The organism is Pseudorhodoferax aquiterrae (genome assembly GCF_014652235.1).
GTDB classification, from domain to species: Bacteria; Pseudomonadota; Gammaproteobacteria; order Burkholderiales; family Burkholderiaceae_C; genus Pseudorhodoferax; species Pseudorhodoferax aquiterrae.
On record NZ_BMYK01000001.1, the window covers coordinates 53181 to 66990 of the forward strand.

The 13810-nt window shown below is 67.1% G+C and carries 3 protein-coding genes; all 3 read right to left on the minus strand.

The window, feature by feature from the left end:
- Window positions 1-254: 254 nt before the first annotated feature.
- Genes IE209_RS00275 through IE209_RS33690 form a run of 3 tightly spaced genes read right to left on the minus strand, consistent with a single transcriptional unit; the run spans window position 255 to window position 13674 of the window.
- A complete protein-coding gene (locus IE209_RS00275; protein WP_189685039.1) occupies window positions 255-989 on the minus strand; it encodes a hypothetical protein in 735 nt (244 codons plus the stop codon).
- Complete coding sequence (locus IE209_RS00280) at window positions 989-11974, minus strand: hemagglutinin repeat-containing protein (RefSeq protein ID WP_268245945.1); 10986 nt, start codon at window positions 11972-11974, stop codon at window positions 989-991. Before IE209_RS00280 ends, IE209_RS00275 begins: the two co-directional genes overlap by 1 nt.
- A 32-nt stretch (window positions 11975-12006) precedes the next feature.
- Window positions 12007-13674 (minus strand): ShlB/FhaC/HecB family hemolysin secretion/activation protein, encoded by a 1668-nt coding sequence (locus IE209_RS33690; protein ID WP_229882623.1) that lies wholly within the window; start codon window positions 13672-13674, stop codon window positions 12007-12009.
- Between the last annotated feature and the right edge of the window lie 136 nt (window positions 13675-13810).

Below are 13810 nucleotides of genomic sequence, written 5' to 3' on the forward strand. Positions count from 1 at the left end.
TTGGCCGCGCGCGCGTAGCCGATTTCATCAGACATGGCCTGCTCGCGCGGGCCCCATAACGCATGCGGGCGCGTCCACGCTTCCGGAGGCCGCTGTCGGGACGCGTTGGTGTTCCCGCAGCCGCCGCGCTGCCATGGGCTGTGCGGGTCGCAGAAGCACACATTCATGTTGGTCTCGCGCGCCAACTGATTCAAGTTGCATCTATCGCGCGCCTGCTGGCTGGTGTCGAACCCATGCAGCCTGCGCGCCTTGCTTCAGGGCCGGTTGGACGGAACGGTGCCTTCGATCATAGGAAATATCAAGAGTGCCTCTGATCTTTTTGGTTCGCTTCCAAAAGCATATCCATCAGCGCCAATTCCAATTAGCCCCCGAGTACTGTAGTACCACTTTCGCGTCTGTCTTTCGACTTCTAGGCTGCCGTTCGAAAGTTTTCTGACTCGCGCCTCAGTAGCATAAGCTGAGCCCAGTATGCCCTCGCCCCCATAACTGGCGCTAATTTCCCGAATGACGATCTTGCCTTCCACGCACCCAATTTGTGGGAGGGCCAGGGGAACTTCGTATTCCTCGTATATGTGCGTGTCGTCGCCCTTTAAATAGAGAATCAACGCGTTCTTTGTCTGTCGAATGACGACGTAAGAGGTCTTGTAGAAGTCCGAGTAATCTGAATAGGTGTAGGTTTTGTCGCCATCGGAAAATTTCTGTCCGGGCATAGCTTTTTTTACCGCTTCAACTTTTTTGGAGGGTATAGGCTTGTGTTGCGTGAGTCCATATCTTCGTTCTCTGGCTGGAAAGCCTTCAACGGTGAATTGGGGGATTAGTATGTTTCTATTATTTTGGTAGCTTCCGGAGATATCTGGGCAGCCTGTGATTGATAAGTTGACGGGGTTCCATTCAATAAGAGAAGGGTCTTGTTTGGGACTGATCGAGCACCCTGTCAGAAATAGCGCGAAGAGGCTGGCAGAGACCAATTTTTGGTGTGAATTAATCATTATTTCTTCAATGCAGTTCCTATAGCGGTCCAGACCTCTGTCGGCAGTAGGACGCTAAGCGCAAATGGTGTTGCAAGCAGAACATTAAGCTGATTTTTTGCTTCGCCGATGATCTTTTCGGATTCGGTCATGCCCGGTTTGATGTTTCCATCCAGACCATACCAAGTTCCGCTATTAAGCATGTCGTGGGCACCGGCATAAGCCTCAGAAATCTTGTCCCGAACACTATCGGGTGCGTAGTTTCCCAAGAGCATGAATTTCCCGGGGCCGCCTTGCAAGCCGCCTAGGGGGCTGCGCCACTGGGGGTTGGCTTCAAGCAAGGCAGCTAAGTCAACTTTGTTGTTATCCTTGTCATAAGGATTCATTATTATCTTTCCATTCTCGTCTGTCTTCCAGGTTCCCGGGGAGGATCCTTTGGCACACCTGTTGTCTTTGCATATTTCCTCAATGTCCAATCGGCCGCCTGCCAGCTTAAACTTGTCACCGTTAACACCTGCACTTTTTCCGGATTTATTGTCTAGACAGAAGTTATTTGAATCGCAAATTCCTGGAAATTTCTTTGAATCCTCGATCATCGCCTGCCGCATCTGGTCTGCTGCCCATGATAGGGCTTCTTTTGTTGCGCTGGTCATTGCGCCTGTCATGCCTTCGCCGGCTGCGCCGATAATGATGTTCATGGCAATGTTGTATTTTCCATTTTCTTCCCACTTCTTTGCCTCACTGAGCAGTTCCTCCTTTTTTGCAAGGTCTTGTTCTTCTGATGCTTGTTTATTGAGCTTCTCGACTTGATTGCTTGCATAGGTAGCCGCCGCACTGGGGGCGAGCTGATTGAACGTCAGCGTAATTTGGGCCTGAGCCTGCACGTCCTTAAGGAGCGCCTGTGCATTCCAGTCCTTGACCAGCGCCCCGGTGCTGCTGGCGTCTCCCGTTCTCGCTCCGGTGTCGCCTGCAATGCCACTGATGCCTGAAGACGTCGTGCTGCTCTCGCTGACGCTCACAAGCCCGGCTCCGGCACCGCCGCCTGGTGTCGTCTTGGTGGCTTGATTGGCGGCCTTTTTTTCGTCCTCAGTTTTCGCTGACTCCTGGTTACCCAGCCCCGTTGAGAAGCTGCCGCTTACCGCATAGCTGCTGGCCTTGTGGACGTTGTGGTTCTGAATGTCGCTGCTGGTCAGGCTCGCTGTGTTGAACTCGTTCAACTTCGCATCGATCGCCGCCTGCGTGCTGCTGATCACACCGCCCTTCAGATCGGTAGTGCCGTGCACCTGCACCTGGAAGCCTCCATCGCCGGCCTTGATACCGCTTTGCTCCACCACACTGGCGTAGCTGCCATTGGCCCTGGCCGCCGCGGCGCTGCCGCTCGCGGTTGACGTGCCATAGCAAATCGGCGGGATGCACAGGCTCAGGTTCAGGCCCGAGCTGCTCTGCCGCGCGATCTGCTCGCTCGTGTCCTGCAGGCTCTCGATGCGCAGGTCGCCTCCTACATTGGCGCTGATCTGAGGCGCATCGACCACTGCGCCCTTGAGCGTCGTGTCACCACCGCTGACGATGTGCACCGATTGGCCTCCCGTGACGTGCGTGTTGGTGTGCAGCACTTCGCTGCCGTTCTGGGTCCCCTTGCCCTTGCTGACGCCCAACTCGATGGTGAAGCCGGTCTGCGCGCCGACGCCAAAGCCCACACCCACGCTCGCGCCGCTGCTGCGGTTGCTGCTTTGCTGCTCCCAGGTGCTCTGGCTGGCTTGCAGGCTGACGGCGTTGTCGGCCTGCAGATGGGCCGTGCTGCCCGCGCCGATGGTGGAGCCGACCACCTGGATGTTGGAGTCGGCAGCGCCACCGGTGGCCAGGATGTGGACTTGGTCCGCCCCGACGATGCTGGAGCCGACCGCTTCGCGGCTGCTCGCCGTGCTTTGGCTTTCGCTCTTGCTGTGGCTGATGCTGGCGCTGACCTTGTAGCCCACCGCGCCCTTGGCAATGGAGGCGGCCGCGTCGTAGGCCTGCTTCCCTTGCAGAGCCAGGTTCACTGCGCCCAAGGCCTGCATGCGGCCATCGCTGGTGCTGCTCATCGCCTGCAATGTGCTGCCGGCGCTTCGCAGCGTGTCGGTGCTGATGCCGGCCACGCTGGCACTGCCGCCCAGCACCGTACTGCTCGATCGGCTGTGGCTGCTGGAAGCGCTGGTGTTGAAGGCTTCGCCGATCACGACGTTACGGGCCTGGATGTGCACGTCGCCACCCAGAAGAGTGCCACCTTGGCCGGCGGCCAACACGCTGCTCGCGGTCTGCGCATAGGTGCCGCCCGCCATCAAGGTCACATCGCCCTGCAGGCTGGCGACCCGGCTGGCGGACTGGGTGACGCCGCTGCCCTGGCTGCTTTGGCTTTGCTTGATGTTTCCCAGCGCAGGGTTGGTGAACGTGCCGACGGAGCCGCTGCGGCTGGTCGCGACGCGGTTGCCGGTGCTGTAGCTGTTCTGCGCGCTTTCGATGGTGAGATCGCGCCCTGCCATTGCGGTGATGTCGTGGTCCGCCACCAGGGTGGCGCCTTGCACGGTGATGTCACGGCCGCTCGCCATCTGCAGGCTGCCGGCCGAGACCGTGGTGCCGATGGCATCCGTGCGCGTCTGGGTGGCGTCGTTCATGGCCGCGTTGCTGCTGATGAATTTGCCGCCAACGATGGCTGTCTGTCCCAACGAACCGCCTCCCAAGGCCAGGCCGGTGATCTTGCCCAGCCCGGTTGCGCTCTTGCGCACGTCCTTGAAGTGGGTTTCGGTGACCGTCTGGTCCGCCGTCGTCAGGGCAATGTCGCGCGTGGCGGCCAGCTGCATGGCGCCTTCGGACTGCAGAAGGGCTGCCTGTGCCACGATGTCGCGGCCTGCGCCGATGGCCACGGTGTTGCCACTGACGCTGCTGCCCGCCACGCCCGAGACGCTGACGACGTCGCGCTCCGTGGTGGCGCTCTTGGAGAACAGGCCACTGCGCTTGCTGTGTGTGTAGTGGTCGATGAGGCTGCTGGTCTGTGCGGAGGCCAACACCACGTCGCGGCTGGCGCTCAGTTGCACGTCGTCCTTCGCACTCAGCGTGCTGCCAGTGACCTTGAGGTCACCCGACTCCAGGGCGCCCGCGCGCATGGACAAACCATTGCCGGCCTGCACGCTGGCACCCTGCACCGTGGTCTGGTTGTGGGTCTGGCGGTAGCGCGAGCCGGCAGGGTCGTTGCGCAGATCGCTGCTGGAGGTGCTGGCCACGGCCTGCAGGTCCAGCTCCCGACCGGCGGCCAGCAGCGCATCGCCACCGGCACGTGCCTGAGTCCCGTTCAAGTGCAGGTCGCGCCCGGCCGACAGCACCAGGTCATCGCGCGCGCCGATCTGTCCCGCATGGGCCTGGCGGCTGCTGCTGGTGACACTGGCGCGCCCCATCTGCATGCGGCTGTCGTGCCCGCTGTCCAGCGTGCCGAAGACGATGTCGCGGCCGGCCTGGACGCGGGCCGTGCCGCCGGCGGCGATGTGCCCGGCGGTGTCCTGCACGTCCTGTCCAGCCTGGATCTGCAGGGTCCGGCCGGCCTCGATGCGCGCAGTGTTCGACAAGCTTGTGTGGCTGCCGACGACGCTGGCCCGCGCATTCGACGCGCTCCAGTCCTGGGTGATCGCCAGACTCTCGTTGCGCACATCCCGCGCGGCCACCAGAGCCACGTCCTGCCCTTGCACGGTGCCGCCCTGGTTGACGATGTCGCGACCGGCTACGAGCACGGTGCGACCCGTGGACGCCTGGCCGATCACGCCGCCGCGGTTCAGGATGTCCTGGCCTTGCAGGCGCACGTCGTCGCCGGTCACCAGCGCGCCATGCGGTCGGACCGTACCTTCTCCCAGATGGGCCAGGTACAGGCGCGGGGCCAGCACGTCCCGCGTGCTGCCGTCCGGCAGGGTGACGCTTTGGCGCTCGAGCCACACGATGTCACTGGTGAGCTGGGCCATCTGCGCGGCGGTCAGCGCCACGCCCACACGCAGGTCCAGGGCCTGGGCGAACGATGCGCCGGCGTTCAGCAGGGCGGCGTACTGGGCGTCGTCGTCGCTGTAGCCCGCCAGATGGCGCCGGCCGGTCTGCGCGGTGACCTGCTCGCGGATGCGCTGCTGCTCCATGAACCCATCGCCCAGGCGCTTGAGCACCAGCGCCGGGTCCAGTCCGAGGGTCTGCAGCATGCTGTCGCTGGAAACCCAGGGCTTGGCATTGGCAAAGCGGGGGTGCGTGGTGTAGAGCGTCGCGCCCGCTGCCGCGGGCTGCAGTTGGAACAGACCGCTGCCGCCCGCGCTGGCCTGCGCACGCGTGGCGATGTCGGTGCCGCCCGCCAGGGTGACGCCGGCGCCCTGTGCCGTCCCGCCATGCACCGCGCCTTCCGAGCGGCCTACGGTGGCGCTGGCCGCGAGCTGGTTTACCGCCTGCGCGTGGACGCTGACGCCGCTGCCGGACTGTGCGGCCAGCATGCCGTTCTGGATGCGTCGCGTCGTGCCGGCCTGCGGCGTGGTCCCGGAGCTTAGGCGCAGATCCGTCGTGAGATTGGCATGGTTGCCGGCAGAGGTGTCGACGTTGCGGATGCTGCCAGCCTGGATGTCGACCTGCTGGCCCGACACCACCGCACCGATGCTGCCAATGACCTCGGTCTTGTCCGGCTGACGGTAGGCGGCCGACGTGCCGTTGGCATAGTGGTGCGTGCCGTCGAAGCGCCAGGTGCGCAGCAGCGTCGTGGCACGGTTCTCGAAGGCGGCGCCGTCGGTGCCGTGCAGGGCGAGTGCGCCGCCTGCCACGATGTCGCTGTGGTCGTTGCGCATCCAGCCGGAGAAGTTGACGCGGATGTCGCCGCCGGCGGCGATGCGGCCGGCGCTGCCGGCTCCGGGCGCGAGGCGGTCTTCGGTGGCCGTGACATGGGCGTCGCGTTGCAATTCGTACAGCGCGGTGTTGGGCCCCAGCACGCTCTGTGTGTCGCGGATGATGGTCGTGTTCGGATCCACGTAGTCCAGCGGCGCGACGAAGCGCACGCAGTTGGTGGAGCAGCTGCCGTAGGCGGGGTTGAACGTGACGCGCGAGGTGTCCATCGTGTGCACTTGCGCGTCTTCCCAGACGCCGCTGGTGACGCCGGGAACCTGGTCCGGGTTGGGCATGCCATCCTGGCGCGCCGTGTAGTACAGCACGCGTGTTCCGTCAGAGCCGCTCATGCGTTCGGCCTGGCCCCAGTGCTTGCCGTCGGCCGATGCGAGGCCGGCGCGTCCGCTGAAGAACACCGTGTCATTGGCGTGGGTGCGCACCACCACGCGGCCGATCGCGTAGCCGTCGGGGGTGTAGACGGTGCTTTGCTCCAGGATGTCTGCAGGGTTGACGTAGGACACCTGGTAGGCGGAGTAGTTGGTGCCTTCCGGTGTGTAGCCCCTGCCATTCCTGTCGCGGTTCTGCCACCACGACGGCATGCGCATCGTATGGTTCTCTTCCAGCGTGACGATGCGCTGCACGGCCACGCCAGGCCGTTCGTTCAACACCGTGGCCGCGTCGATGTCGATGTGACGACCGGCCTCGATGGTGGCGCTGCGGTTCAGCAGCGCGCCCGTGGCGATGCCGATGTCGCGGCCGGCATAGATGTTGGCGCCATCGGTGTTCGACAGGGCCTGGGCGGCCTGCAGCGCCAGATCGTCGGTGGCGCCGAGCAGCGCCTGCGGTCCAACGTTGTCCAACGTGCGTGCCGTGATGGACAGCGCAACCGCCGTGATCGCGCCCTGGTTGTTCAGCGCGTCGGCGTGCAGTGCGGCACTGCCTGCACCGATCTCGCCGCCGTTGTGCAAAGCGCCGGCGGCGTGCAGGGCCACCTGCCCGGCCTCGATGGCCGCGCCTGCCATGTTGTCCATGCTCCGAGCCTGGGCGGCGAGGGTGCCGCCAGCGCGCAGGAGGCCGCCGTTGCGCAGCGCGCCACCGACTGTCAGAGAGAGGTCGCGCGCTGCATAAGCCAGCCCGGTATGTGCGTGGTCGCCGTCGATCTGCAGGATCAGGTCGCGGTCGCTGGACAGGGTGCCTTCCAGGTTCGACAGGCTGCCCGTCGCAATCGCCAGGTCGGCCTGTGAACCTGTCGCCGTGGCAATGCGGCCGCCGTCGTTCTGCACTTGTGCGACAGCGATGCGAACAGGGCCCGCCGCGACGATGCTGCCACCGGCGTTGTCCAGCCGGGCATTCGCCTGTTCCATGGTGAGACCGCCGTCGCTGGCCAGGCTGCCGCGGTTGCGCACCAGTTCCGTGACGGACAGATCCAGCGCCTGGCCGGCCGAGAGTTGCGCGCCGGCCAGGTTGTCCAGTGTGGCGGCCGTCAGCTGCAACGCACCGTTGCTGCCGATCAGGCCGGCGGCGCCGGCATTGACGATCGTGGTGGCCACGATGCGGCTGGTGCCATTGCCGGTGTTGACGATGCGTCCATCCTGGTTGTCGATGGCTGCGGCCTGCAACGCCAGGGATGCGCCAGCACCGGTGGCTTCCAGCGCGCCGCCGGCATTGCGCAGTTGCCCACCCAGCGCAACGTCCAGCGCCTTGCCGCCGCGCAGCAGGCCCCCGGTGTTGTGCAGGTCGGCCGCCGCGCGCAGGGCCAGCGTGCCATCCGCCTGCAGCCGCCCGCCCTGGTTCTGCACCTGCGCGGCCGACAGGGTCAGGTCGGCACCGGCGCCTGCCGCGGTGCCGATCAGCCCGGCTCGGTTGTCCAGCGTCGCGCTGACCGCGACGCGCGCCTGGCCGGCCCCGGTGTGAAGGATCTCGCCGCTGTTGGCGAGGTTGCCGGCGTCGATGGCGATGCGCGTCGCGTGCATGCGACCCGCGTTGTGCACGTCGAAGGCCTGCAGCGCCAGCGTGCCGTTGCCGATGACTTCGCCGTTGCCGTTGTCGAACTGTGCGGCCGTGATGGCTAGCTGGCCGCTGCCGGCATGCGCGATGTGGCCGCCTGCATTGTTCAACTGCTCGGCCTGCAGCGCCATCTCGTGGCCGTTGCCGGCGATGCGCCCGCCGCGGTTGTCCAGCATGCCGGTGGCGCGGACTTGCATGGTGGCTTCGCCGGTCTGGGCGATCAGGCCCGTGTTGGCCAGTGTGCCGGCCTCGATCACGACGCGGTCGGCCTGCATGGTGCCGCTGTGGGACAGGCTGCGTGTCTGCACGTGCAATTCGCCGTTGCCCAAAATGCGGCCATCGTTGGCGTCGAGCTGTTCCGCGGCGATGGCGAGACGACCGGTGCCGGCATGCGCGATCTCGCCGCCGGCGTTGGCCAGGGCCGCCGCCGTGATGTCCATGCCGCGCGCGTTGCCGGCAATGCGGCCGCCGCGGTTGTCGAGCTGTGCCGCGACGGCGACTTGCATGTCCGCCATCCCGGTCTGCACGATCTGGCCGCCGCGGTTGTCCAGCGTGGCCGCCTGGATGTCGATGCGGTCCGCCTGCATGTGGCCACCATGCGTGATCTGCCCGGCCCGCAGCGCAAGTGCAGCGTTGCCGACGATGCTGCCGTCGCCGCCGTGCAATGTCTCGGCGTGGATCGCCAGCTGACCGCTGCCGGCATGTTCGATGTGGCCTGCACCGTTTGTGATCGACGCAGACCGCAGTTCCATGTCCCGGGCATTGCCGGCGATGCTGCCGCCCGTGTTGTCCAGCGCTTGCGTGGCGTGCAGCCGCATGGCCTGGTTGCCGGTTTGCGTGATCTGCCCGCCGCGGTTGTCGAGGATCCGGGAAGCCATGCCGATCTGCGCCGCCTGCATGCTTCCCTGGTTGGCGACGGTATCGGCCTGCAGTGCCAGCACGCCGTTGCTGGCGATGTGGCCGCTGCCGCCCTCCAGATGGGCGGCGTCGATGGCCAGTCGGCCGCTGCCCGTATGGACCACGTGGCCGCCATCGTTGGCGATGTGTGCGGACTGCAGCGCCATGTCGCGCGCATTGCCGGCAATACGGCCACCGCGGTTGTCCAGCGTTTCGCTGGCGGTGATGGACATGGCCTGTGCGCCGCGCTGCACGATCTCGCCGGCCTGATTGTCCAGGCGGGTGGCGACCACGGCGATGTGCTCTGCAGCCATGCTGGCGCCCTGACCGTGGGCGATCTGCTTCGCCTCGATCTGCAGCAGACCATTGCCGACGATGCGGCCGCCGTTGCCATCCAGGCGATCGGCCTGGATCTGCAACCCACCCGTGCCGGCGTGTTCGATGGTGCCGCCGGTGTTGTCCAAGGCGCCGGCGCTGATCTGGAGATCGCGTGCATTGGCCGCGATGCGGCCGCCCTGGTTGGCAAGCCTGCCACTGGCGGACAGCCGCATGCTGGCTTCTCCGGTCTGCACGATCTCACCGCGGTTGTCCAGCGTGGCGGTCGCGATGGTGATCTGCCGGGCTTGCACGCTGCCGGCCAGCGTCAGTTGCGTGCCTTGCAGCTGCAGGCTGCCATCACCGAGGATGCGACCGTCGCCGCCGTCGAGCTGGCCGGTCGTGATGCCGAGCACGCCGCTGCCGGCATGGGCGATGCTGCCGCCGGCGTTGGCGAGCTGGCCGGCCCGGAGTTCCATGTCGTTGGCATGGCCCACGATTCGGCCACCGCGGTTGTCCAGGTCCTCGCGCACCGCGATGCGCATGGCCTGGCTGCCACGCTGCACGATCTCGCCGGCGGCATTGGCCAGGCGCCCTGCTTCCAGCGTGATCTGTTCTGCCGACATCGTGGCGCCGGCGCCATGGACGACCTCGGTGGCCTGCAGGTGCAGGGCGCCGTTGCTGGCGATGTGTCCGCCATCGCCGTCGAGGCGGTCGGCGCGCAGGTCCAGTTGACCGAGGCCGGCGTGCGTGATGCTGCCGGCACGGTTGTCCAGCGTCGCGGTCTCGATGCGCAGGTCGGCGGCGTTCGTGGCGATGCGCCCGCCGCTGTTGTCCAGTGCCTTGGCAGTGATGCGCATGGCGGCTTCACCGGTCTGCACGATGTCGCCGCCGCGGTTGTCCAGGCGTGTGGCTGCCACCTCGATCCGAGCCGCCTGCATGCGTCCACCCTGCTGCAGCTGGCCAGCCTGCACGGAGAGGTAGGCATCGCTGGCGATGATGCCATCGCCACCGTCCAGCCGCTCGGCCTGGATGCTCAGCTGCCCGGCTCCTACATGCGCGATCTGACCGCCGTGGTTGGACAGATGGGCCGTCTGCACGGCCATGTCGACGCCATGGCCCGTGATGTTGCCGCCACGGTTGTCGAGCGCCTCGCTGGCTGCCAGGCGCATCGGCTCTGTGCTGGTTTGAATGATCTGGCCGCTGTTGCGCAAGCGCGTGGCCTCGACCGTCACCTGCCCGGCCTGCAGTTGGCCGCCGTGCGTCGCTTCGCGTGCCCGCAACGCCAATGTGCCACCGGTCTGCAGCGTTCCGTTGCCACCGTCGAACTGATCGGCATCGACCGACAGGCGGCCATTGCCAGCCACCTCGATGCGACCACCGGCATTGGCCAGCGTGCCGGCTCGCAAGGCCAGATCGGCGCCCGTGGTGGCGATCTCGCCGCCGCGGTTGTCCAGCGTGCTGCGGCTCGCGATGGCGACGCGGCCGGCTTGCAGTTGGCCGCCAGCGTTGTCGAAGCGCTCGGCATTGACGCTGAAGTCGCCCCGCACACTGAGCTGGCCACCGGCATTGCCGAAGTGGCGTCCGTCGAAGGACAGACGGTCGATGTGCAGAGCGCCGCCCGCGTTGTCGATGTCGTGCGCCTGCAGCGCGATGGTGCCGGCTGCGTCGATGCGCCCACCTTCGTTGTGCAGCATGCCCTGGGCGGTGACGCTGCCAGGTGCACTGGCGGGAGGGATCGCCTGCTGCGCTGGATCGACAACGGCTGCGGCATCGGGTGCCGCGGCGGGCGCGCTTGCCGCCGGGACTGCGCTCGCGTTGCTTGCGCTGGGCGCTGCGGGCGGCGGAGTCCCGATCTGTCCGCCGTCGCTGTTGCGCACCATGGTGCCCGCGAGCTGCAAGGCCATGTTGCCGGCCTGGTGGATGCGGCCACCGCGGTTGTGGACGTCCTCGCCGCTGGCGAGCTCGACGCGGCCACCCTCCAGCGTGCCGGTGTTCTCCAGCCGGCCCGCGGCGGTGACGACCAACCCGCCGGCGCCGGCGCCGGCGCCGATGTGCCCGGCATTGCGCACGCCGACGCCAGCGCCGGTGCCGACCAGTGTGATCTTGCCGGCGTACATGCCGCCGAGCGCTGACACGTCCAGCGCGAACGCCGGTGTGGAACCGCTTGCGCTGGAGACGCCGTCCGCGCCCGCAACCGCCTTCAGCTCGCTGGCCCAGATGCCGGCGTTGACGCGCAAGGCGCGCGAGAGGATGGCCACGTAATCGGTGCTGGCCGCATCCAGTCCGGCACCTTCGATGACGATGGTGCCGCCCCGCACCAGGAAACCATCGAGCGTGCCGCCAGCACCGAACTGGGGCGTGCCGGTGGTGAGCGTGGCGCGGCTGGTGTTGATGAAGCCGGCGCCGTCGACCTGGATGCCGGACGGGTTGGCGATCACGACCTCGGCGCGTTGGCCGGCCACCTCCACGTAGCCGCGCAGGCGGCTGGGGTCGGCGCTGTTGACCTCGTTCAGGATGACGCGAGCCGGACCCCGCGCCAACCAAGGATTGCCCGCCACCTGCCCGGCCAGCTGTGTTTGCGCGGCCGTGCGGCTGTTGTTGAGCACCGCCCCCTGCGGGCCGACGTCGAATTGCCGGTACAGGTTGCGCGAGACGCCGGCTGCGCTCGGCGTCTGGATGTTGACCAGTGCCGCGCCGCTTGGGGCGGCCAGCACGGTGGGGCGCAGGGAGCCGGGCGCATTGGGATCGGCGGCGATCTGGCCCATGGCTGGCCCTGTTGCCAACGTGGCCAGCACGGTGGCCGCGAGCGTGGTCGTGCCGCTTGCCGCCTTGCCGGCGCTGCGCGCCGTTTCCTGGACAGCCATGCGCACGCCGCGTGCGGCGTTGAAGACGATGCGGTGCAAATGCTTGTTCATGGTGAACCTTCCTTCTCTGGCCGTATGGAATGTCAGTGGCTCAGCTGCAGGCTGAAGCCGAGGCTTGGGGAATGGCTGTGCATGGCCTGCGGCTTGCGCAGCGGGGTGCCGGCGAACAGATCCCAGCCCAAGGCACCGTGCTGGCCACGCAGTCCCAGCACCGCACCCGCCAGGCTGCGGCCGGGCAGATGGCGCGCGGAGGAGCCACCGACGCGGCCGAAGTCCAGGCCGGCGTACAGCGCAGCACCGCTGGCGCCGAGCGACCAGGCCAGTTCGTTGCGCAGCAGCCAGCCGCGGTCGGCCAGCAGGCTGCTCTCGCCGTCGAAACCACGCACGGTGTAGCGACCGCCGATGCCGAAGCGCTCGGGCGGTGCCAAAGGCGTGCGGTTCCACTGTGCGCGGAACTGGCCGGTGTAGGCCAGGCGTTGCGTGCCCCCTTGCAGCGGCAGTTGCAGGGAGGCCTCTGCCGTGGCGAGCGCAAAGCGGGCCGTGCCCTCGCCGAACGCTTGCTCCGGCGCCGGCTGTGCGCCGAAGGCCCCGGTGCCGCGGCGCCAGCCCACGCTGGCATCCAGCGTCGCCGTGTTGCCATCCGCGAGCCCAATGAAGGTGCGGTGCGCCAGCTCGAGCGACCAGCCGCCCACCACACGACGCTGCACCTCGATTTCCGTGTCGTCGATGAAGCTGCTGTTGCTGCGGCGAAACGCGCCCAGCGTCAGGCTGGTCTTGTGGCGCTGGTCGCGGTGCAGCAGCCGGGTGAGCTGCGCCTGGATGTTGCGTGTCGTGCCCGCGTAGACGTAGTCCTGCTGCAATCCGGCCACGCGCTGGTGGTAGCGGTTGCGGCTGGCCGTGGTGCCGAACTGCCAGTCGCCGTATGGGATGGAGTAGTGCAGCGTGGCGCCGCCGGTGCCGCGGCCCTGCGGATTGAACATGCCGCGCTGCAGGTTCAGGTAGGCCAGATCGTTGAGACCGAGCGGGCCGTCCCAGGCCAGCGTGGCGTTGGCCTGTAACCGGCCGGTGGCGCGTGTGCCGCTGTCGTCCAGGCCCAGCGCCACGCGCAGCGGACCCAGCGCGCGCGGGACGCGGCGGACGTCGATGACCAGGTCGCTGTCGCCGGGCCCGGCGCCCTCGCCCTGGGCCGGCTCGATGCGGATATCGGCCTCCACCGTCGGAAGGCGCTTGAGGTTCTCCAGCCCCTGCTCGATGTCGCGCAGGTTCAGCAGGTCGCCGGGGGCGGCCGGCACGGCGCTGCGCAGGCCGGCCGCGGTGGCGCCAGTGACGCCGCGGATGGCGGCAATGCGGCCCGGAACGACGGTCAGCTGCAGCTGGCCCGTGGACAAGTCCTGTGGTGCGGCCAGAACGCGCGAGGTGATCCAGCCGTGCGCCACCAGGGCCTGCTGCAAGCGTGCCAGCACTGTGTTGATGCCCTGGGTGCCCAGGCAGCGTCCGATTGGGCTGTCATCGGCGTCGGGACCGGCCGCGGCCGCGGAGAGCCAGGCAAAGGGCTCTGCGCCCTGCAGCACCAAAGCATCGATGCGAAAGCACGGTTGCTCGTCACTTGGCAGGCGGCCGGCGACCGGGAGCTCTGGCTGCGGCATCCGCACGTCGGCGCCGCGTTCGAACTGCTCGCGCAGCAGGCGCTGGCGTTCCTGCCTGCGCAGTTCCTCCACGGCGGCGTCGGTCGGCGGTAGGACCTGGGCCATCCCGACGCTGCCTGCAGTGAGCAGCCAGCAGACGAGGGTGGTGCGGCGGCCGCGACGGCGCGGTGCAGATGCTGGTGACGACATGGAAGGCGCTCCTGAACGGCGGGGGTGCCGTGCCCTCGTATCGTCTTGTTAC

Bases quoted from the DNA above. Each gene is read 5' to 3' on its own strand.
- IE209_RS00280 (WP_268245945.1), bottom strand. From the start codon at position 11,974: ATGAACAAGCATTTGCACCGCATCGTCTTCAACGCCGCACGCGGCGTG.
- IE209_RS33690 (WP_229882623.1), bottom strand. From the start codon at position 13,674: ATGGCCCAGGTCCTACCGCCGACCGACGCCGCCGTGGAGGAACTGCGC.
- IE209_RS00275 (WP_189685039.1), bottom strand. From the start codon at position 989: ATGATTAATTCACACCAAAAATTGGTCTCTGCCAGCCTCTTCGCGCTA.